Source organism: Nocardioides aequoreus (assembly GCF_000720335.1).
In the GTDB taxonomy this organism is placed as follows: Bacteria; Actinomycetota; Actinomycetes; order Propionibacteriales; family Nocardioidaceae; genus Marmoricola; species Marmoricola aequoreus.
On sequence record NZ_JOJN01000020.1, the window covers coordinates 1 to 20,129 of the forward strand.

Here is a 20,129-nt window from a genome sequence, read left to right on the forward strand (position 1 = left end):
CAGACGGTGGGTTGGTGTGGTAACCCCCCTCCGTACTGGAGGTCCTCGCTATCCGTCTACCGTCCCGCGTTCACAACCTCTGTGGGAACTACAGCTAGGGGCGCGCCCGCCGGCCCTCAGCGGGCGGGGCCGACCACCTGGGCCACGAGCGCGGCGGAGAGCCCCACGAAGGGCACCCCGGCCCCGGGCGCGGCGCTCGCGCCGGCGGCGTACACGCCGGGGAGGGGGGTGCGGGGCCCGAGCCGCTGCCGCACCGTGCCGCGGCCCTGCCACTGCACGCCGTACGCCGACTGGCCGAGCTCGGCGACCTGGTCGCGCGGCGACCGGTCGACGCGGGCGACCACCTGGTCGCGCACCCGGATGCCGCCGCGGGCCAGGGCGACCACCGGGTCCTCGCTGAGCCGGCCGCGGCCGAGCAGCGTCCAGGCGTGGCGACCCTCGGGCGCCTGCCCCCCGGTGGTGCGCAGCACCAGCAGCGCCTCGCCGTGCACCACCACCTCGTGGGGCAGGTCGGGCACCTCGCCCTCGAGGCCCAGGTGGCACACGACCGGGGGCATCGCCGGCGTCGTCCGCACCACGTGGGCCGCCGTGGCGGGCAGCAGCCGGGGGTCGACCGCGAGCACGACCACGTCGGCGTCGACGTCGCCCGCGGTGGTGCGCACGCCCACGGCGCGCCCGTCGCGCAGCACCACGTCGAGGGCGCGGGTGCCCAGCTCGACGCTCACCCGGCGCGTGGCCAGGCGCTGCTCGAGCACCTCGGCCAGGCTGCCCAGGCCGCCCGGCACGGTCCAGCAGCCGAGCTGGCGCTCGAGGTAGGACCACAGGCCGACCCAGGCCGGCACGTCGCGCAGGTCGTGGCCCTCGAGGCTGGGGCCGAAGCCGGCGAGCAGCCGCAGCCGCTCGTCCTTGAAGCGCCGGCGCAGCACCTTGGCCATGGTGAGCCGGCTGCGGAGCAGGGCCGCGGCGTGGTCGCCGGCGAGCTCGGGCGACCAGGGGCGCTCGACGTAGTCCTTGCGCAGCGCCTCCCAGTCGTCGGTGAAGGCGTCGACGTAGTCGGTCCAGCGCTGTGCGGCGTCGTCGCCGAGCGCCGCGCCGACGGCGGCCAGCTGGTCGGCGCGACCGGAGGGCAGGTCGAGCTCGGTGCCGTCGGCGAAGCGGTGCCGGCGCAGCAGCGGCAGCTGCACCAGCTCGACCTCGCGCTCGAGGGGACGGCCGGACTTGCGGAAGAGGTCGCGCACCACGGCCGGCAGCAGGGTGTGCCCGGGGCCGCTGTCCCAGGTGAAGTCGCCGCGGGTGAGCCGGCCTAGTGCGCCGCCGACGCGGTCGCGGGCCTCGAGCAACGTCACCTCGTGGCCGAGCTTGGCCAGCCGCGCGGCGCTCGCGAGACCTCCGAGGCCACCCCCGACCACCACGACCCGCGCCATGGCGCGCACGGTAGCGCCCGGCCGAGTCGGGTACGCCGTCCGCATGAGCCAGAGCACCCCGAAGGACGAGCCCGACACCGCCGAGGAGCAGGCCGAGGACCTGATGCCGCCCGTCGGCGAGCCGCTGGACGCCGAGGAGGACGACGGCACCGGCAGCGCGGTCGGCGCCGGCTGAGCGTCCCCCCGAGGTGGGGAGGGGTCAGCCGGGGGTGACGTCGACCTCGGTGGCCCCGGTGAGCCGCTGCAGCTCGTCGTAGGTCGTGCTGAAGACCGCGGCGGGGTGGCCGGCGGCCGCCCAGACGACCGGGTGGCGCCGCAGCCACGGGTCGAGGTAGGTCGGCACGGGTGCGGGGTGGGCGAGCGGGGAGACACCGCCGATCACCTGGCCGGTGTGGCGGCGCACGAAGTCGGCGTCGGCCCGGCGCAGCGCCGGCACGCCCAGGCGCGCCGCCACGGCGGCGGTGTCGACGCGGTGCTCGCCGCTGGTGAGCAGCAGCAGCGGGGCGGGCTGGGAGGGCTCGTCGCCGTCCGGCACGGCGAAGAGCAGCGAGTTGGCGATCGCGCCGGTCTCGCAGCCGAGCGCCTGCGCCGCGAGGGCGGCGGTGTGCACGGCGTCGGGGAGCACCCGGATCTCGCCGGTGCCGCCGCGGGCGCGCAGCTCGGCGCGGAAGCGGGCGATCGAGGCGTGCTCGCTCGTGGGGGCGTCCGTGGGGCTCTCTGCGGGGCCGGTCATGGAGCGAGCGTAGGGCGGTCGGTCCGGGTCTTGACGACCTGTCGGTGGGTCGGTGTACCTTGGAGTCGTTCGAACAGGTGTTCGAACGACCGCCTCGGTGGGAGATGACCTCGACCCCCATCTTCCACCGAGGCACCGACACCAGGGGGAGCAGATGCGGCGCTACGACGATCCGGTGGAGGTCCGCACGGGCTCCGGTGCCGACCCCGACCAGTTCCTGTGGCGCGGCCGGCTCTGGCAGGTGCGCGAGGTGGTGGCCCACTGGGTCGAGACCGGCGCGTGGTGGCGGCACGAGGGCCCGGAGTCCGGCGACCTGCTGCGCGAGCAGGAGGTGTGGCGGGTGACGGCCGCCCCCGGACGGACGGCCTGGCGGGTCGGCGACTTCGGCGTCTTCGACCTGGCCTTCAGCTGGGTCGACGGCGGCTGGCGGCTCACGCGAGCCGTGGACTGAGTGGAGAGAGCAGATGACCAGCAGCACCCCCGCACCCCCGGCCTTTCTGCCGGCCGCCACCCACGCCTACCTGGAGCGGGCGGCGACCTCGCTGCGCGAGGCGATCGCCAGCAGCGACGTCCCCGAGCGCTACGCGCTGGCCCACGTCGCCGGGCTGCGCGCGGCGGCGGCCGTGCTCGCCGCACGGGCCCGGCCGACCCCCACCACGGCCCGTGCCCGGCGGCAGCGCAACGCGTGGGTGCTGCTGACCGAGGTCGCTCCCGAGCTGGCGGAGTGGGCGGCCTTCTTCGCCGCCGGCGCCGACAAGCGGGTCGCGGCCGAGGCGGGCTCGCGGCGTGCCGTCACCGCGCGCGAGGCCGACGACCTGGTCCGCGACGCCGACCGGTTCCTGGCGGTCGTCGAGATCTCGCTCGGGCTCACCGAGCACGCGCCGATCCGCGTCGCCTGAGGACCCTGCGTGCCCGACCCCTTCGTCCACCTCCACGTCGCCTCCGGCTACTCGCTGCGTCACGGTGCCTCCCACCCCCGCACGCTGGTCGAGCGGGCGGCCGAGCTCGAGATGGACGCCCTCGCGCTGACCGACCGCGACGGCGTCTACGGCGCGGTCCGCTTCGTCAAGGCCGCGGTGGCGGCCGGGGTGGCGCCGATCCTGGGCGTCGACCTGGCGACCCCGCCGGGTCGCGGCGGGCTCGGTCCCCGGGGAGCCGACGGCGAGCGGCGGCGTACGCCGACCCGCGGCGGCGCCGAGCGCGACCCGCGGCTGCCGCGGGTGACGTTCCTGGCGACCGGGGGACACCCCCCGGGACAGGACCGGGGGTGGGCGGCGCTGTGCCGGCTGGTCAGTGCCGCCCACGCCGGGGAGCGCGGCGTCCCGCTGTGCCCGCCCGAGCTGGTCGCCGAGCACGTCGCCGGCCGCGGCGTCCGGGTGCTGCTCGGGCCGGGCTCCGAGCTGGGCCGGGCTGTCGCGCTGCGCCGCGACGACCTCGCCGCCGAGGTGCTGCGCCGCTGGCTCGACCTCGTGGGTCCCGCCCAGCTGGCGGTCGAGCTGGTCTCCCACCGGCTCCCCGGGGCCGGGCCCGGCACCTCGGCCCACGCCGGCCGGATGCTCGGGCTGGCCACCCGCCACGGCGTCACCACCGTGCTCACCAACGCCGTCCGCTTCGCCGACCGGCTCGACGCCCCGGTCACCGACGTCCTCGACGCGACCCGGCGGCTGGTGCCGATCGACCTGCGTCACCTCGACCGCCGCAACGCCGAGGGCTTCTGCAAGTCCGGCAAGCAGATGCACGAGGTGGCCGAGGAGATCTGCCGCGCCGCCGGGCTCGCCGGGGGCGACGGTGCGACCGCGCTGCTGGCGCGCACCCGTGCCCTCGCCGACCAGTGCGTGCTCGACCCCCGTGCCGACCTCGGGCTCGGCGAGGTCCACTTCCCCGAGCTGGACGCCGGGCTCGGTCCCGGTCCCGGTGCCGGGACCGACCTCGGCCCGGGCGAGGCCGACGCCGACCTGGTGCTGCGGGCGCGGTGCGAGGCCGGCATCGGGTGGCGCTACGGCAGCGCCCCGCGGCAGCGCATCTGGAAGCGCCTCGACGACGAGCTCGGGATCATCCGCCACCTCGGCTACGCCTCCTACTTCCTGACCGTCGGCGAGGTCACCGAGATGATCAAGCAGCTCGGCATCCGCACCGCCGCCCGCGGGTCCGGGGCCGGCAGCCTGGTCAACTACCTGCTCGGCGTCTCCGGCATCGACCCGATCCGCCACGGCCTGCTGATGGAGCGCTTCCTCTCCCCGTTGCGCCAGTCGCTGCCCGACGTCGACGTCGACGTCGAGTCGGCCCGGCGGCTGGAGGTCTACGACGCGATCCTCGAGCGCTTCGGCGAGCAGCGCTGCGCGACGGTCGCGATGATGGAGACCTACCGGGTGCGGCACGCGATCCGCGACGTGGGGGCGGCGCTCGGGATGCCGCTCGGCGAGATCGACGCGCTGGCCAAGTCCTTCCCCCACGTGCGGGCCCGCGACGCCCGGATGGCCGTGCGCGACCTGCCCGAGCTGCGCTCGCTGCGCCGTCTGCTCGACGCCGAGGGGAGCGACGGCGAGGTGGGGCTGACCCGCTTCTTCTCCCTGGTCGAGCGGCTCGACGGGTTGCCCCGCCACGTCGCGATGCACCCGTGCGGGGTGCTGCTCTCCGACCGGTCGCTGCTCGACCGGACCCCGGTCGAGCGCAGCGCGCTCGGCTACCCCATGAGCCAGTTCGACAAGGACGACGTCGAGGACCTCGGCCTGCTCAAGCTCGACGTGCTCGGCATCCGGATGCAGTCCTCGATGGCCCACGCGGTGGCCGAGGTCGAGCGGCTCGAGGGCGTCCGGATCGACCTCGACGACGAGGCCCAGGTGCCGCTCGACGACCTGGTCACCTACGAGATGATCTCCAGCGCCAAGACGCTCGGGGTCTTCCAGATCGAGTCGCCCGGTCAGCGCGAGCTGGTCGGCAAGTCCGGCATCGAGAGCTTCTCCGACATCATCACCGACATCTCGCTCTTCCGTCCCGGGCCGGTCAAGAGCGACATGATCACCCCCTACCTCGAGGTCAAGCACGGGTGGCGGCTGCCGGGCTACCTCCACGACGACCTGCGCCCGATCCTGGCGGGCACCCAGGGCGTCGTGGTCTTCCACGAGCAGGTCATCGAGATCATCTCCGAGATCGGCGGCTGCACCCTCGCGGAGGCAGACGAGCACCGCCGGGCCCTGGGCGACACCGCGGGCATGGCCGAGACCAAGGCGTGGTTCTGCCCGCGGGCCCTCGAGCGCGGCTACCCCGCCCCGGTCGTGGAGCGGCTGTGGGCGGTGATCGAGGCCTTCGCGTCCTTCGGCTTCTGCAAGGCCCACGCCGCGGCCTTCGCGCTGCCGACCTACCAGTCGGCCTGGCTCAAGGCGCACTACCCGGCCCACTTCCTCTCCGGCATCCTGACCCACGACCCGGGCATGTATCCCAAGCGGCTGCTGCTCGACGACGCCCGTCAGCTCGGCCTGGCGGTGCTGGGGGTCGACGTCAACGCCAGCGGGGCGACCTACACCGCCGAGCGGCTGGGTCCGGGGCCCGACGACGGCTACGGCATCCGGGTCTCGCTGGCCGAGGTGCGCGGCATCGACGACGCCGAGGTGGCGCGCATCGTCACCGCCCGCGACGACGCCCCCTACGTCTCGCTGAGCGACTTCTGGGAGCGCGCCCGGGTCTCCCGCCCGGTGGTCGAGCACCTCGTGCAGGCCGGGGGCTTCGACCGCGTCCACCGGATCGGCCTCGACGGCGGGCGCGGGGCCACCACGCGCCGCGACCTGCTGCTGGAGGTCGGCGACCTCGAGCGGCTGCGACGCGCGGGGTCGCGCTCGAGCCACTGGCGCCGGGCCCGGGACCTGGGGGCCGGTCCCGGGAGCACGCACGTGACCGACTCGGTGCAGCTGACCCTCGACGTGCCCTCGGAGACCAGGTCGGGGGCGGGCCTGCCCGAGATGAGCGAGGTCGACCGGGTCCGCGCCGAGCTGGAGGTGCTCGGGCTCGACGTCAGCCGTCACGTGATGGACTTCCACACCGAGCTGCTCGCCGCGCTCGGCACCACCCGGTCGGCGGGGCTGCTCGAGGCCCGCAGCGGCAGCGAGCTGCTCGTCGCCGGGGTCAAGGTCGCCACCCAGACCCCGCCGATCCGCTCCGGACGTCGCGTGGTCTTCGTGACGCTCGACGACGGCACCGGCCCGGTCGACGCCACGCTCTTCGACGACGCGCAGGGTCCCTACGCCGGCACCGTCTTCGGCTCCTGGCTGCTGGTGGTGCGCGGTGAGCTGCGCCGCACCGGCCGGCGCGGCGTCTCGCTGCGTGCCACCGGGGCCTGGGACCTCGCGGTGCTCCAGGAGCTCTGGGAGCGCGAGGGCCTCGGCGCCGTGCACGCGCTGCTGGAGGGCTCGCCGCGGCCCGGACGGCAGCCGACGGCGCCCGACGACCCCGGCACCCACCGGGTCCTGGTGCACTCCAGCGGCTTCCGGATGTCGCCCTACGCCGACATCGCCCCGGCCGGCAACCCGACCGGCGTCGTCTCCGGCGAGGTGGCGCGCCGGCTGTGGCACCGCAGCCCCGGGAGTCCGGGATGAGGGCCGCGACGAGAGCCGGGACGAGTGGCACCGGCGCACCCACGACCCGCGGCCTGGGCCTAGGGTGCGGTGCATGGATCGCCCGCTCGAGCGACGCAACGCCACCCGCACCGCGGTGGTCTGGGACGCCGTGCGCGACCTGCTCGCCGACGGCGGCAGTGACGGCGGCAGTGACGGCGGCAGTGACGGCAGTGGTGGCGGCGGGCGGCGCGTGCTCGACATCGGCGGCGGCACCGGCGGCCTGGCCGTGCACGTGGCCGGGCTCGGCCACCGGGTCACCGTGGTCGACCCCAGTCCCGACGCCCTGGCCACGCTGGCCCGGCGCGCGGCCGACGACGGCGTCGCCGACCGGGTGGTCGCGGTCCAGGGCGACCTCGACACGCTTCCCGACCTCGCTCCCGACCTCGACCCGTCCGACAGCGGCGCGCAGGGCTACGACCTGGTGCTCTGCCACGGCGTGCTCGGCCTGGTCGCCGACGTCGACGCCGCACTGGCGGCGATCGCCGCGGTGCTGCGACCCGGCGGAGCCCTCTCACTGGTCGTCGGCCAGCACCACGCCGCCGTGGTGGCGCGGGCCATGGCCGGTCACTTCGCCCAGGCGCGGGAGCTGCTCGAGGACGGCGCCGGTCAGGTGCCGACCGGACGCGGCGCCGAGCGCCGCTTCACCGTCGACGACCTGCGCGCCCTGGCGACCCGGGCCGGCCTGGAGGTCACGGCGGTGCACGGTGTCCGGGTCTTCGCCGACCTGGTGCCCTCCTCGCTGCTCGACCTCGAGCCCGGGGCGGCGGCCTCGCTGCTCGAGCTCGAGCGGGCGGTGGCCGAGCGCCCGGAGTACCTCACCCTCGCCGGTCAGCTGCACGTCATCGCCGTCCGCTGACCCGTCCGCTGACCCGTCCGCTGACCCGTCCGCTGACCCGTCCGCCGGCCGCTCCGGCTCGCCCCGGGGGTGGCGGGGATGACCGACACGCCCCTGCTCCACGTCGACATGGACGCCTTCTACGCCTCCGTGGCCACCCGTGACCGTCCCGACCTCGCCGAGGTGCCGGTCGTGGTCGGCGGCGGTCACCGCGGGGTGGTGCTGGCGGCCAACTACCCCGCGCGGCGCTACGACGTGCGCTCCGGCCTCTCGATGACCCGGGCGCGCCGGCTGTGTCCCGAGGCGGTGGTGCTCGCCCCCGACCACGGCGAGTTCGAGGCGGTCTCGGCCTCGGTGATGGAGATCTTCCGCCAGGTCACCCCGGTGGTCGAGGCGGTCTCCCTCGACGAGGCCTTCCTCGACGTCAGCGGCTCCCTGCGCCGGCTCGGCACGCCGCGCGAGATCGCCGAGCACGTGCGCACCAGGGTGGCCGACGAGCAGCAGATCACCTGCTCGGTCGGGGTCGCCGGGTCGGTCTCGGTGGCCAAGCTCGCCAGCCGTCGCGCCAAGCCCGACGGGGTCGTGGTGGTGCGTCCGCGCGAGGTCACCGGCTTCCTGCACCCCCTCGACGTGGGCGAGCTCTACGGCGTGGGGGAGAAGACCCGCGACCAGCTGCACCGCTTCGGCCTGCGCACCGTCGGCCAGGTCGCCCACACCCCGGTCGCCACGCTGCAGCGGGCCTTCGGGCAGGCGACGGGCAGCCACCTGCACCAGCTCGCCTGGGGCACCGACCGCCGCACCCTCACGCCCCGGCGGCCCTCCCAGGACCCCGACAAGAGCATGGGGTCCGAGGAGACCTTCGCCCGCGACACCGACGACCGTGCCGTGGTGCTGCGCGAGCTGCTGCGGCTCTCGGCCTCGGTCACCCGCCGGATGCGCCGGGCCGGGCTGGTGGGGCGCACCGTCACCCTGCGGGTGCGCTTCGCCGACTTCACCACCCTGACCCGCTCGCGCACGCTCGCCGACCTCACCGACGTCACCAGCGAGGTCCACGCCACTGCGGCCGGGCTCTACGACGCGCTCGGCCTGCAGCGCGCCCGGGTGCGGCTGGTCGGCGTCCGGGTCGAGCAGCTGCGTCCGCGGGCCCATGCCCAGCGGCAGCTGGTGCTCGGCGCTCGCCAGCACGGCTGGGAGGACGCCGACCGCGCGGTCGACCGGGCGGCGTCCCGCTTCGGTGGTGATGCCGTCCGACCTGCGACGTTGCTGCTCGGCGACCGCCCGTAGCCGCCTGTCACAGCGCTGTCACGTAGCAGAAATCGAGCACGAAATCCGATCACTCCTACCGTGTCGCGCACAGGCTGCCTAGACTCGACCCAACCCAGTCATTGCGGGAGGTTGCCGTGCCACTCTCCGAGGAGGAGCTCCGTCTGCTCGAGCAGATGGAGCAGGCGCTTGCCCAGGAGGACCCGAAGTTCGCCTCCACGTTGCGAGGCAGCGCCATGGAGCGCACGGCCAAGCTCCGCAGCGTCGGCGCCCTGGTCGTCTTCGTCCTCGGAGTCGCGATGCTCATGGGCGGCGCGGTCTCCCAGCAGATCTGGCTCGCCGTGCTGGGCTTCGTGGTGATGGTCGCCTCGGCCACCCTCGGGCTCGCCGCCTGGAAGGGGCGTCACGCCACGGCCGGCGCCGGCCAGCCGGGCTCGCCCGACGCCCCGCCGACGCTCGGTCTCGACGACCCTCCCCACCGCTTCAGCGTCGTCGAGGGTGGCCGCAGCGACAAGCGGCGGTCGCGCCCCGCCAAGGGCCCGCGACGTCCCCGGGGAGCCCGCGGCTCCTCCGGCACGCACGGCACCTTCATGCAGCGCATGGAGCAGCGCTGGGAGCGCCGCCGCCAGCAGGGCTTCTGAGCCCACTGCCCGCAAGTACCGCTGCGGGCCTGCGCCGTCCGACCGGGCTCAGCCCCGGCTGAGCAGCGACGCCGGCAGCAGCCGGCGCCACACCCGCGTGCGCGCCCCCGGGCGGTGCGCCGCCTCGTGCTCGCGCAGCAGCACGGTCCAGCGCTCCAGCGTGGCCGTGAGGTCGACCGAGGGCGGCGCCAGCGTCGCGACGCCCCCGCCCACGGCGTCCTCGACGCCGCGCGCGTAGCGCCGCCGCTCGACCTGCTGCAGCAGCAGCTCGAGCCGCTCGACGTCGTCCTGCGGCGCCGCGACCTGGCGCACCAGCTCACGGGCCTGGGCGCGCGGTGAGCGGCCGTCGTCCCAGGTGAGCCCGTGGTCGAGGGCGACGGCGCGCAGCTCGGCCCAGGTCCCCTCGGTGAGGGACGCCGCGTCGAGCCCGCCGAGACGGCGCCGGCGCTGCCAGCGCCGCAGCGCCGTGGGTGCGACCAGCACGAGGAGCAGCAGCAGGCCGGCCGCGAGAGCGGGCAGGCCGGGCCAGAGGTCGTCGGCGCCCTGGTCGCCGGCCGCGTCGGGGAGCTGGTCGGGCGACTGCTGCTCGGGGGTCAACGGCGCCGTGGTCGGGGTCGGTCCGCTCTCCGGCTCGGTCAGTGCCTCGCGGGTGTAGTCGGGGCTCTCCCCGGTGCGTGCCGCGGGCGTGGGCTCGAAGCGCACCCACCCGGCACCCTGGAAGTACATCTCGGTCCAGGCGTGGCGGGAGTCGGAGGTGAAGAGCAGCTGGTCGTCGTCGAGCTCCTCGGGGCCGAGGAAGCCCACCGCGACGCGCGAGGGGATGCCCAGGGTGCGGCCCATCGCCGCCATCGCCGCGGCGAACTGCTCGCAGTAGCCCACGCGGTCGTCGGTGACGAAGTCGGCCAGCAGCTGCAGGCCCGAGCCGGGACGCTCGTCGAGGGAGTAGCGGAAGCCGCCGTCGGCGCGGAACCAGTCCTGCAGCGCCACGGCCTGCTGGTACGGCGTCTCCGCACCCTCGGTCACCTCGCGGGCGCGCTCCTCGATCACCGGGGGCAGTTCGTCGGGGACCTCGGTCATCGGCTCCAGGACGTCGTCGGGTGCGGCCAGCGCGCCGTTGAGCTGCCGGGCGGTCACGGCCGGGCTGAACGCCGTGGCGCGATAGCGCAGGCCGGGCTCGACCTCGCCGTAGGCCAGGGCGACGTCCTGGGCGGTCGCGTCGTAGCGCCAGGCGCCCTCGACGTCGATCTCGCGCACGGGGGCCGGCAACGGCAGCCAAGTGGTGCGGTAGCGCGGGGCCAGCTCGATCTCCCACTGGGAGACGACGCCGCCCGCGCCCACCGAGAGCCCCTCGGGAGCGGGGAAGGTCCCGTCGGCGGAGTTCTCCGCCGGCAGCTCGCGCGGCGAGGCGCTCCAGGAGTCGTCGTCGAAGACGTCGAGCACCGTGGTGCGCAGGTAGCCGGGGTCGACCGCGTCGGTCGCGGCGAAGACCATCGGCGTGGAAGTCTGCTGCAGCAGGTCGCGGCGCAAGCTCACGAAGGGGTTGACGGTGGTCAGGCGCACCTCGCCGCCTCCACCGCCCCCGCCCTCTCCCTCGCCACCCGGACGCAGCGGGTCGGAGACCGGCACCAGCGGGGCGAGCACCAGCGCGGCGACCACGGCGGACGCCGCGACCGGCCAGGCCCCGCCGGCGCCGCCCAGCGGCGAGCGGGCCGCGCGGTCGACGGTCGGCTCGGCACGCCCGGCGCCGCGCCACCGGTCGTGGCGGTCGGAGGCGAGCAGCAGCAGGTAGGCGACGGCGGCGACGACGAAGACGGCGGTGCTGAGCCCGCTGAGCTGCACCGTGGCCGGCACGCTCAGCGCGACGAGCACCGGCAACCCGGCGAGCGGCGGCTGCCGCAGGGTCTGGGCGAGCACGTCGACGGTCCACACGACGAGCAGCCCGCAGCCCGCGAGCAGGGCGTGGGTGCCACCGACCATCACGTCGACGGGGGAGAGGTACGTCGCGAGCGCAGCGGCGCCGAGCTCCACCTCGTCGGCCAGGCCGCTGACCGAGGCGCGGGTCGGGATGCGCAGCGTCCCGGTGGCGGGCGCGAAGGCCGCGTGCCACGCCAGTCCCGCGACGAGCAGCTGCAGCAGGGCCGTGACGGGGGCGGGCGTGCGCAGCCGCCGCAGCCCGACACCCGAGAGCACGACCAGCAGCCCCGCGAGAGCCGTCGGCAGCACGAAGCCACGGGGCTGCACCACCAGCCCGCCCCAGCCGGCCGTTGCCACCGTCGCCAGCAGCAGCCCGAGCAGCGGACCGGTCAGCCGCACCGGCGGCGCCGCGCGCCCGGTCATCGCCCGAGCTCCTGCCAGGTCGCGGCCAGGGCGCCGCCCGCGGGGAGCACCGCGGCCCGCCAGCCCTGCCGCGCGAGCTCGGCGCAGAGCCCGGCGGCCTCGCCGTCGCCGGTGTCGAGCACCACGGCGTACGCCGCGTCGCCCGCGGCGGCGAGGCCCGCGAGGCGGTGCCGGTCCTCGACGCCGAGTCGGGCGACGACCGCGACGATCAGCCCGCCCTGCTGCCCCTCGGCGACCCAGCCCAGGTCGAGCCGCTCGCTCGGCGCGGCCGCGAGCACGGCGAGCTGCTCGAGCTGGTGGTGCACGCGGTGGCCGACGCCCTCGTCGACCGCGGCCGGGCTCGGCTGCCCGGGGTGGCCGGCGGCGGTGCGCAGGTGCACCTCGAAGCCGCGAGCAGAGAGGTGGCGCACCAGCGAGGCCGTGGCGCTGACCGCGGGCTCGAGCGTGGAGGTGTGGCCGTGGCCGCGGTGGCTGAAGCGGCGGTGGTCGAGCAGCAGGGTGCAGCGCAGCTGCCACTCCATCTCCTCGCGGCGCACCATCAGGGTGTCGGTCCGGGCGCTGGTGGGCCAATGGATGCGTCGCAGGTCGTCGCCGCGGCGGTACTCCCGGATGGTGACGTCGGGGTTGCCCCCGCCCAGCAGCTCGCGGGTGCGGTTGTCGCCCGCCCCCGCGAGCCGTCCGCTCAGCGCGATCGCGGGGAGCGCCTCGGTGCGGGGGGTCACGAGCAGGGTGTCGGTGCCGGGCACGGTGCGGGCGACGTCGACCAGGCCGAGCGGGTCGCCGGCGTGCACCAGCGCGGGGCCGACGGCGTACCGGCCGCGCTGCGAGGTGCGCAGCAGGTAGCGGAGCGTGGCCTGCTCGCCCGGCTGCATCGGGTCGAGCAGGAAGTCACGGCGCGACCCGAGCAGGCGCGGCAGCTGCTCCTCGACCAGCAGCGGCCCGGTGCGCGAGCCGCGGTTGCCGACCTCGACCTCGACCTGCGCGGTCTCGCCGGCCTCGACGCGCAGTGCGCCGAGGTTGCGGTGCAGCCAGATCCGCGGCGGTCGCAGCCGCACCAGCACCCAGGCCAGCAGGGGGGCGGCCAGGACGACCAGCCCGATCCGCACGAAGTCACGCTGCCCGACCTGCACGCCGCAGAGCACGGCCGCGAGCCCGGCGCCCAGCAGGCACCGGCCTCGGATCGTCATGTCGCGCATCGCCGGCTCCGTCGCGCCCGGTCAGCCGGTGCGGGGGACCGGCACGTCGGCCACGGCCTGCGCGACGACGTCGGCCGGGCGGCGTCCGCCCATCGTGGCCTCCATCGTGGGCAGCAGCCGGTGCGGCAGCACGCGGGGAGCCAGGTCGCTGACGTCGTCGGGCAGGCAGAAGTCGCGGCCGTGCATCGCCGCCCAGGTGCGCGAGGCGCGCACCAGCTGCAGCGTCGCGCGGGGCGAGGCCCCGAGGCGCAGGTCGGGCGAGCGCCGGGTGGCGGTGGCCAGCGCGACGGCGTACTGCTGCACGGCGGGGGAGACGTGGACCCGTCCGGTCAGCTCGATCAGCTTGCGCACCTCGCCCGCGTCGGTGACCGGCTCCAGCTCGTCGATCGGGCTGACGCCCTCGCGGGCGCTGAGCATGGCGATCTCGGCCGCCTCGACCGGGTAGCCCATCGAGAGGCGCACCATGAAGCGGTCGCGCTGCGCCTCGGGCAGGGCGTAGGTGCCCTCCATCTCGATCGGGTTCTGCGTCGCGATCACCATGAAGGGCGACTCGAGCGCGTAGGTCGACCCGTCGACGGTGACCTGGGCCTCCTCCATGCACTCCAGCATCGCCGCCTGCGTCTTGGGGCTGGCGCGGTTGATCTCGTCGCCGACCACGATGTTGGCGAAGATGCCGCCCGGCCGGAACTCGAAGACCCGGGTGACCTGGTTGAAGATCGAGACCCCGGTGACGTCGGAGGGCAGCAGGTCAGGCGTGAACTGGATCCGGCGCACACTGCAGTCGATCGAGCGGGCGAGCGCCTTGGAGAGCATCGTCTTGCCGACGCCCGGCACGTCCTCGATGAGCAGGTGACCACCGGAGAGCAGCGCGACCAGCGCGGAGCGCACGGTGTCGGGCTTGCCCTCGATGACGGTGGCCACGTTGGCGGCGATCCGGTCGGCCACCGCGCGGACCTCGGCGACCGCGCTGCCTGTCGTCACGTTGGACCGGTCGCTCTGCACGGGTGCGCCTCCTCGTGGTCCACCCCCCGTGGGTGGGCTCCCCTCAGTCAACAGCACCGCACCACATCCGGGGAGGCGTCGAGCGCTGCCGGCACGGGAGGGCGGCCGGAGGAGGCAGTGGAGCGACCGGGGTGCCTTAGGGGAGCGATGTGGTGGGAATGTGGTTGACCGTGGGGGAAAGTGGAGTAAAGTGGAGCGCAGTGGAGGACCTGGGTGGTTCTGGGGTAGGTGAGGGGAGTGGCGGATGTTCTCCGGCACCTACACCCCGAAGGTCGACGACAAGGGCCGTCTCTTCCTCCCCGCGAAGTTCCGTGAGGCGATGAAGGAGGGTCTGGTGATCACTCGTGGTCAGGACCGCGCCCTCGACGTCCGCACCATGTCGGCCTTCGCCGACTTCACCGAGAAGTTCCGCACCGCCCAGCAGACCAACGCGCAGCTGCGTGCCTACGGCCGGATGCTCTTCGCGCTGGCCTCGGAGCAGACGCCCGACAAGCAGGGCCGTATCACGCTGACCCCCGAGCTGCGCGAGTACGCCGGCGTCGACCGCGACGTGGTCGTGCTCGGCGTCTATGACCGCCTCGAGATCTGGGAGCCCGACGCCTGGCAGCGCTACACCGGCGCGCAGGAGCAGGCCTTCGCAGACCTGAGCGAGGAGATCTTCCCCAGCTTCTGAGCACCACCCCGCACCACAACTCCACACCGGTGATCGCAGGGCCAGGCCCGCGTCCGCTCCACCTCGGGACCCCTCCACGGGTCGTCTGACGCACCTTCCCCGGCGCCAGAAGTCCCACTTCCCCTCCACCCCGGGGTGAGCGGACGAGGACCTGGCCCTGCGAGCACCGCATCCCGCACGACATCCCGCACCGCATCTCGCACGACAGCGACACCCACGCGACACCACCCCGGGGAGGACCGATGAGCACCGCACCGCTCGAGCACGTCGATCCCGGGATGCGACCGTCCTGCACCCCCCACCGCCGGGTGCGCCACGAGCTGCGCGACGCCGTCGCCGTGATGGCCTTCTCGGCCGCCACCTCCTGCGCCCTGGCGGGCCTGCTCACCCTCGTGGTCAGGGTCGGGGGCTAGCGGTGCCGACCTCGGAGCCGGGACGGGGGAGCGCGAACCCCACGCACGTCCCGGTGATGCTGGAGCGCGTCGTCGCGCTGCTCGCCCCCGCGCTGGGGCGACCCGGGGCGACCTACCTCGACGCCACCCTCGGGCTCGGCGGCCACGCGGAGGCGGTGCTGACGGCCTTCCCCGACGTGCACGTCATCGGCGTCGACCGCGACCCGCACGCCCTCGACCTCGCCGGACGCCGCCTCGCGCCGCACGCGGCCCGGCTCAGCCTCGTGCACGCCGTCTACGACGAGATCCCCGACGTGCTCCACGACCTCGGCCTCGAGCGGCTCGACGGCGTCCTCTTCGACCTCGGGGTCTCCTCGATGCAGCTCGACGTGCGCGAGCGCGGCTTCGCCTACGCCGAGGACGCGCCCCTCGACATGCGGATGGACGACTCGGTCGGGACCACGGCCGCCGAGGTGCTCAACACCTACTCCGTGCGCGACCTGGCCCGCGTGCTGCGCACCTACGGCGAGGAGCGCTTCGCCACCCAGATCGCCCGCGCGGTGGTGCGGGCGCGGGAGACCGAGCCCTTCACCAGGTCCGGCCGACTGGTCGAGCTGCTGCGCGACACCATCCCGGCGCCCGCGCGCCGTACCGGCGGCCACCCCGCCAAGCGCACCTTCCAGGCGTTGCGCATCGAGGTCAACGACGAGCTCGGTGCCCTCACCCGCGCCCTGCCCGCCGCGGTCGACGCGCTCGGCGTGGGCGGGCGGATGGTGGTGCTCAGCTACCACTCGCTGGAGGACCGGCTCACCAAGCGGGTCGTCGCGGCCGGCACCACCTCCGTGGCCCCGCACGACCTGCCCGTCGTGCCCGCCGAGCTCGAGCCGCCGCTGCGCTCGCTCACGCGGGGCTCGGAGCAGGCCACCTCCGAGGAGATCGAGCAGAACCCGCGCGCCGCCTCCGTGCGCCTGCGCGCCGTCGAACGAGTGAACACCAACCGGGGGGACCACGCCGCATGAGTCAGCAGCAGCCAGCCACCAGCACGGGCACCGGCCTGCGGGCCCGCGTGCCGCGCCTGGCCGAGGCCGCGGTCGAGCGCGCCCGCCTCACGGTGGTGCCCCCGCGGGCGCTCGGGCGCACCCAGGCCGCCCGCACCCCCTTCGCGGTGCTGGTCATCGCGCTGCTCGCGGCCGGGGTGGTCGGGCTCCTGATGTTCAACACCCAGATGCAGCAGACCTCCTTCACCGCCACGGCGCTGCAGCGGGAGGCCACCGCGCTCACCGCGCAGAAGCAGTCGCTCGTGCTCGAGCTCGACCGGCTGCGCGACCCGCAGCGGGTGGCGCAGGCCGCCCGCGACCTCGGCATGGTGGCGCCGTCGCAGCCGGCCTTCGTGCGGCTCTCCGACGGCCGCGTGCTCGGCCGGCCGGTGCCGGCCACCGGTGCCGACGCCGTGCAGATCCAGCCGGCCCCGGTCGAGAAGCCCGAGGAGCTCAAGCGCAAGACGGTCGTGGTGCAGGTCGACCCCGAGACCGGTCGGCCGCTGCCGAGCCGAGGACCGGCACGGGGAGCCTCCACGGAGCAGGGCGACTGAGCCGGTAGACAGGTCCCACCCGCCTCCATGCCCGTCAGTACGCCAGTCCGTACGCCCGCCACCGACCTCCCGGGAGCCTCTCTGTGAGCCGACCCCGCCGCTCCTCGCGCGGTGAGCCGCACGTCCGTCTGCGCGTCGCGCTGATCGCCGTCACCGTGCTGCTGACCGTCTTCGCGGCCCGGCTGGGTCAGATCCAGGGCATCGACGCCGCGTCGTACGTCGAGCGGGCCGGCACCTCGGGCCTGGTCACCATCGACCTGCCCGCGCAGCGCGGCAGCATCCTCGACCGCAACGGCCAGCCGCTCGCCGAGTCGGTGAGCGGGCTGATGCTGGTCGCCGACCCGCAGACCACCGGCCCCAACGCCGAGGCGATCGCGCAGGTCCTGGCCGACCGGCTCGACCTCGACTACTTCGACCAGGTCGAGCGCCTCACGCCGAGCGACGAGACCACCCGCTTCGTCTACCTGGCCCGCAAGATCCCCGCCACGCAGGCCACCCGGGTCGTGGAGGTGCTGCGCGAGAAGCAGCTGGCCGGCGTCGACTCGCGGCCCGACCCGCTGCGCACCTACCCGGCCGGGGACGTCGGCGGCAACCTGGTCGGCTTCCTCGGCGACGACGGCAACCCGGCCAACGGCGACGACGGCAACGACCCCATGGTCGGCCTCGAGCTGGCCTTCGACGGCGACCTGGCCGGCACCGACGGCCACGAGACCTACGAGGTGGGCGGCGGCAACCGGATCCCGCTGGGCGACCGCAGCAAGGTCGACCCGGTCGACGGTCGCGACCTGCGCCTCACGATCGACCGCGACGTGCAGTGGTACGCGCAGAAGGCGCTGTGCACCCAGGTGGAGAGGTTCGACGCCACGTGGGGAGCGGCGGTGGTGATGGACACCGAGACCGGTGAGCTGCTCGCGCTGGCCGACTGCCCGACCGTCGACCCCGTCGAGCCCGGCCAGACCCCCAAGGACTCGCGGGGCAGCCGGGCGCTGGCCGACGTCTTCGAGCCGGGCTCGGTGCAGAAGGTGCTCACCTTCGCCGGGCTGCTCGACGCCGACGAGGTGACGCCGCAGACCCGGCTGACCGTGCCGGGCGAGCTCGAGATCTACGACCGCACCATCCGCGACTGGTTCGAGCACGGCGTGCTGCGGCTGACCGCGGCGGGGGCGCTGGCGAAGTCGAGCAACATCGGCACCGCGATGGCCGCCGAGGAGCAGTCGCCCGAGGAGTTCCGCGGCTACCTCGAGGCCTTCGGCCTCGGCACGCCCACCAGCCTGGGCCTGCCCGCCGAGAGCGCCGGCTCGCTGCCCGCGCTCGCGGACTGGAACAGGCTCACCCAGGCGCAGGTCGCCTTCGGCCAGGGGCTCTCGGTCAACGCCGTGCAGATGGCGGCGGCGGTCAACACCATCGCCAACAGCGGCCTGCACGTCGAGCCCAGCCTGGTGGAGGGACGCCGCACCAACGGCGCAGGGCTCGAGGTCGGCACCGGCACCACGAGCGTCGACCGGGTGGTCAGCGCGGAGGCCGCCTCCGAGACCACGCGGATGATGGAGCTCGTCACCGGTGACGGCGGCAGCGCCCCCAACGCCGGCATCCCCGGCTACCGCGTCGCCGGCAAGACCGGCACCGCCCAGCAGGCGGGCTCCCAGGGCTACGCCAACGGCTACAAGGCGGTCAGCTTCGGCGGGTTCGCGCCGGCCGACGACCCCCGCTTCACCGTCTACGTCGTGGTCAGCGACCCGAAGAACGGCGGCAGCGGCGCCGGCACGGCCGCCCCGGTCTTCCGGCAGCTGATGACCCACGTGCTCCAGCGGTACGCCGTCCCCCCGACGGGGGAGCGCGAGGCCGCCTACCCGCTGTGGTGGAAGCCGAGCGATCGGTAGCGTCCCCCAGGTGACTCAGCCCGCAGCCGCCTCCGCCCGCCCGGGCTCGACACCACCGGTGCCCCTCACCGCGGTCGTCGCCTGGACGGGCGCGACGCTGCGCCCCGCGGCCGCCGGCGCGACGCCCGTCACCGGCGTCTCGCTGAGCTCGCAGCGCGTCCACCCCGGCGACCTGTACGCCGCCCTCCCCGGCGCGCGTGTGCACGGTGCCCGCTTCGCCCGCGACGCCCTCGCCTCCGGCGCCGTCGCGGTGCTGACCGACCCCGAGGGCGCGTCGCTGCTCGAGGAGCTCCTCCCCGACGGGGTGCCGGTGCCGGTGCTGGTGGTCGAGCGGCCGCGCGCCGTGCTCGGCGACCTCGCGGCCCGGGTCTACGCCGAGCCGGCGCGGGCGCTGCGCCTGGTCGCGGTGACCGGCACCCAGGGCAAGACCACCACGACGCGGCTGCTCGACGGCGCGCTCACGGCGGCCGGCGTCCCCTCCGCGGTGATCGGGACGGTCGGCACCCGGATCCGCGGACGCGACATCGCCACCGGGCTCACCACCCCCGAGGCCCCCGACCTCCACGCGCTCTTCGCCGTGATGGTCGAGGAGGGCGTCCGGGCGTGCACGATGGAGGTCTCCAGCCACGCGCTGGTGATGGGTCGCGTCGACGGGGTGCGCTTCGACGTGGCGGGCTTCCTCAACCTGGGGCGCGACCACCTCGACTTCCACCGCGACGAGGAGGACTACTTCGCCGCCAAGGCCTCGCTCTTCACCCCGGAGCGGGCGGCGCGCGGGGTGGTCAACGTCGACGACCCGTGGGGACGCCGGCTGCTCCGGGTCACGCAGGTGCCGGTGGTGACCTGCTCGGTCGGCGGCGATGCCGACTGGCGCGCGGTCGACGTCGAGCAGGGTCCCGCCGGCTCGTCCTTCACCGTGGTCGGCCCCGACGGCGGGGCCCACCGGGCCCATGTGCCGCTCGCGGGCAGCTTCAACGTCGCCAACGCCCTGTGCGCGGTCGCCCTCGCGGGGGAGGCCGGCCTCGACGCCGCGGCCGTCGCCGCCGGCATGGCCGAGGCGGGCGGCGTCCCCGGACGCCTGGAGCGGGTTGAGGCCGGGCAGGACTACCTCGCCCTGGTCGACTACGCCCACAAGCCCGACGCCGTCACCGCCGTGCTGGAGGCGCTGCGCCCCGCTACCGAGGGCCGGCTGCTGCTCGTGATCGGCGCCGGCGGCGACCGCGACACCGGCAAGCGCCCGGTGATGGGCGAGATCGCGGCCCGGCTCGCCGACGTCGTGGTCGTCACCGACGACAACCCCCGCACCGAGGACCCCGCGTCCATCCGCCTCGAGGTGCTGCGCGGCGCCCGGTCGGTGCCCGGGGGAGCGGACATCGTCGAGGTGGCCGACCGCCGCGACGCGATCCGTCACGTGGTGGCCCTGGCCGGGCCCGGCGACACCGTGGTCGTGGCGGGCAAGGGGCACGAGACCGGCCAGACCGTCGGCGCGACCACCCACCCCTTCGACGACCGCGTCGAGCTGCGGCGGGCGATCGAGGAGGCCGGCTCGTGA

18 protein-coding genes are annotated in these 20,129 nt (G+C 75.3%); 13 read left to right on the plus strand and 5 right to left on the minus strand.

Annotated elements, in window-relative coordinates; all coding sequences use genetic code 11:
• Window positions 1-116: 116 nt before the first annotated feature.
• Entirely contained in the window at window positions 117-1,424 is a 1,308-nt protein-coding gene (locus IG63_RS0119555; protein ID WP_030486023.1) for a phytoene desaturase family protein, read from the minus strand.
• A 43-nt stretch (window positions 1,425-1,467) separates the two neighbouring features.
• Between IG63_RS0119555 and IG63_RS23890 the strand changes: the two genes are divergently transcribed.
• Window positions 1,468-1,599, plus strand: a complete 132-nt coding sequence (locus IG63_RS23890; RefSeq protein ID WP_281174320.1) for a hypothetical protein — start codon at window positions 1,468-1,470, stop codon at window positions 1,597-1,599.
• Window positions 1,600-1,623: 24 nt separating this feature from the next.
• On the opposite strand, the gene IG63_RS0119565 is transcribed toward IG63_RS23890, so the two are convergent.
• Window positions 1,624-2,157, minus strand: coding sequence for a YbaK/EbsC family protein (locus IG63_RS0119565; RefSeq protein ID WP_051707311.1), 534 nt, complete (start codon window positions 2,155-2,157; stop codon window positions 1,624-1,626).
• Window positions 2,158-2,311: 154 nt separating this feature from the next.
• On the opposite strand from IG63_RS0119565, the gene IG63_RS0119570 reads away from it, so the two are divergent.
• From IG63_RS0119570 to IG63_RS0119595, 6 genes are all read left to right on the plus strand, one after another.
• Window positions 2,312-2,608, plus strand: coding sequence for a DUF6504 family protein (locus IG63_RS0119570; RefSeq protein WP_036196298.1), 297 nt, complete (start codon window positions 2,312-2,314; stop codon window positions 2,606-2,608).
• 13 nt (window positions 2,609-2,621) lie between these two features.
• Window positions 2,622-3,056 carry an SAV_6107 family HEPN domain-containing protein gene (locus IG63_RS0119575; protein ID WP_030486026.1) on the plus strand — a complete coding sequence of 145 codons (435 nt, stop codon included), beginning with the start codon at window positions 2,622-2,624 and terminating at the stop codon, window positions 3,054-3,056.
• Between the two features lie 9 nt (window positions 3,057-3,065).
• Complete coding sequence (locus IG63_RS0119580; protein WP_030486027.1) at window positions 3,066-6,746, plus strand: DNA polymerase III subunit alpha; 3,681 nt, start codon at window positions 3,066-3,068, stop codon at window positions 6,744-6,746.
• Window positions 6,747-6,819: 73 nt separating this feature from the next.
• Window positions 6,820-7,623: a methyltransferase domain-containing protein gene (locus IG63_RS0119585; RefSeq protein ID WP_030486028.1), complete on the plus strand. Its 804-nt coding sequence runs from the start codon at window positions 6,820-6,822 to the stop codon at window positions 7,621-7,623.
• A 78-nt stretch (window positions 7,624-7,701) separates the two neighbouring features.
• Window positions 7,702-8,886: a DNA polymerase IV gene (dinB, locus tag IG63_RS0119590; RefSeq protein WP_036196300.1), complete on the plus strand. Its 1,185-nt coding sequence runs from the start codon at window positions 7,702-7,704 to the stop codon at window positions 8,884-8,886.
• Window positions 8,887-9,002: 116 nt separating this feature from the next.
• Entirely contained in the window at window positions 9,003-9,506 is a 504-nt protein-coding gene (locus tag IG63_RS0119595) for a DUF3040 domain-containing protein (protein ID WP_030486030.1), read from the plus strand.
• A gap of 48 nt (window positions 9,507-9,554) precedes the next feature.
• Here the strand turns inward: IG63_RS0119595 and IG63_RS0119600 are convergent, their stop codons facing one another.
• The 3 genes from IG63_RS0119600 to IG63_RS0119610 are packed head-to-tail and all read right to left on the minus strand — an operon-like array spanning window position 9,555 to window position 14,041.
• Window positions 9,555-11,843, minus strand: a complete 2,289-nt coding sequence (locus IG63_RS0119600) for a transglutaminase TgpA family protein (protein WP_030486031.1) — start codon at window positions 11,841-11,843, stop codon at window positions 9,555-9,557.
• Window positions 11,840-13,030 carry a DUF58 domain-containing protein gene (locus tag IG63_RS0119605; RefSeq protein ID WP_169741837.1) on the minus strand — a complete coding sequence of 397 codons (1,191 nt, stop codon included), beginning with the start codon at window positions 13,028-13,030 and terminating at the stop codon, window positions 11,840-11,842. The genes IG63_RS0119600 and IG63_RS0119605 overlap by 4 nt, the downstream gene beginning before the upstream one ends.
• A 30-nt stretch (window positions 13,031-13,060) precedes the next feature.
• Window positions 13,061-14,041 carry an AAA family ATPase gene (locus tag IG63_RS0119610; protein ID WP_245604523.1) on the minus strand — a complete coding sequence of 327 codons (981 nt, stop codon included), beginning with the start codon at window positions 14,039-14,041 and terminating at the stop codon, window positions 13,061-13,063.
• Between the two features lie 244 nt (window positions 14,042-14,285).
• Here IG63_RS0119610 and mraZ point away from each other — a divergent pair, with 244 nt between their 5' ends.
• The 6 genes from mraZ (at window position 14,286) to IG63_RS0119640 (ending at window position 20,129) form a co-directional block, all read left to right on the plus strand.
• Window positions 14,286-14,714: a division/cell wall cluster transcriptional repressor MraZ gene (gene mraZ / locus IG63_RS0119615; RefSeq protein ID WP_030486034.1), complete on the plus strand. Its 429-nt coding sequence runs from the start codon at window positions 14,286-14,288 to the stop codon at window positions 14,712-14,714.
• A gap of 242 nt (window positions 14,715-14,956) precedes the next feature.
• The gene (locus IG63_RS23410) at window positions 14,957-15,127 is read left to right on the plus strand and encodes a hypothetical protein (RefSeq protein WP_157210313.1); all 171 of its coding nucleotides are present in this window, start codon (window positions 14,957-14,959) and stop codon (window positions 15,125-15,127) included.
• Window positions 15,128-15,183: 56 nt separating this feature from the next.
• Window positions 15,184-16,125, plus strand: coding sequence for a 16S rRNA (cytosine(1402)-N(4))-methyltransferase RsmH (gene rsmH, locus IG63_RS0119625; protein WP_030486035.1), 942 nt, complete (start codon window positions 15,184-15,186; stop codon window positions 16,123-16,125).
• Window positions 16,122-16,697, plus strand: a complete 576-nt coding sequence (gene ftsL / locus IG63_RS21880) for a cell division protein FtsL (RefSeq protein ID WP_051707317.1) — start codon at window positions 16,122-16,124, stop codon at window positions 16,695-16,697. Before rsmH ends, ftsL begins: the two co-directional genes overlap by 4 nt.
• Window positions 16,698-16,780: 83 nt before the next feature.
• The gene (locus tag IG63_RS0119635; RefSeq protein ID WP_036196302.1) at window positions 16,781-18,577 is read left to right on the plus strand and encodes a peptidoglycan D,D-transpeptidase FtsI family protein; all 1,797 of its coding nucleotides are present in this window, start codon (window positions 16,781-16,783) and stop codon (window positions 18,575-18,577) included.
• A gap of 10 nt (window positions 18,578-18,587) precedes the next feature.
• Window positions 18,588-20,129, plus strand: coding sequence for a UDP-N-acetylmuramoyl-L-alanyl-D-glutamate--2,6-diaminopimelate ligase (locus IG63_RS0119640; RefSeq protein WP_030486038.1), 1,542 nt, complete (start codon window positions 18,588-18,590; stop codon window positions 20,127-20,129).

Bases quoted from the DNA above. Each gene is read 5' to 3' on its own strand.
- IG63_RS0119555 (WP_030486023.1), bottom strand. From the start codon at position 1,424: ATGGCGCGGGTCGTGGTGGTCGGGGGTGGCCTCGGAGGTCTCGCGAGC.
- IG63_RS23890 (WP_281174320.1), top strand. From the start codon at position 1,468: ATGAGCCAGAGCACCCCGAAGGACGAGCCCGACACCGCCGAGGAGCAG.
- IG63_RS0119565 (WP_051707311.1), bottom strand. From the start codon at position 2,157: ATGACCGGCCCCGCAGAGAGCCCCACGGACGCCCCCACGAGCGAGCAC.
- IG63_RS0119570 (WP_036196298.1), top strand. From the start codon at position 2,312: ATGCGGCGCTACGACGATCCGGTGGAGGTCCGCACGGGCTCCGGTGCC.
- IG63_RS0119575 (WP_030486026.1), top strand. From the start codon at position 2,622: ATGACCAGCAGCACCCCCGCACCCCCGGCCTTTCTGCCGGCCGCCACC.
- IG63_RS0119585 (WP_030486028.1), top strand. From the start codon at position 6,820: ATGGATCGCCCGCTCGAGCGACGCAACGCCACCCGCACCGCGGTGGTC.
- dinB (WP_036196300.1), top strand. From the start codon at position 7,702: ATGACCGACACGCCCCTGCTCCACGTCGACATGGACGCCTTCTACGCC.
- IG63_RS0119600 (WP_030486031.1), bottom strand. From the start codon at position 11,843: ATGACCGGGCGCGCGGCGCCGCCGGTGCGGCTGACCGGTCCGCTGCTC.
- IG63_RS0119605 (WP_169741837.1), bottom strand. From the start codon at position 13,030: ATGACGATCCGAGGCCGGTGCCTGCTGGGCGCCGGGCTCGCGGCCGTG.
- mraZ (WP_030486034.1), top strand. From the start codon at position 14,286: ATGTTCTCCGGCACCTACACCCCGAAGGTCGACGACAAGGGCCGTCTC.
- IG63_RS23410 (WP_157210313.1), top strand. From the start codon at position 14,957: ATGAGCACCGCACCGCTCGAGCACGTCGATCCCGGGATGCGACCGTCC.
- rsmH (WP_030486035.1), top strand. From the start codon at position 15,184: ATGCTGGAGCGCGTCGTCGCGCTGCTCGCCCCCGCGCTGGGGCGACCC.
- ftsL (WP_051707317.1), top strand. From the start codon at position 16,122: ATGAGTCAGCAGCAGCCAGCCACCAGCACGGGCACCGGCCTGCGGGCC.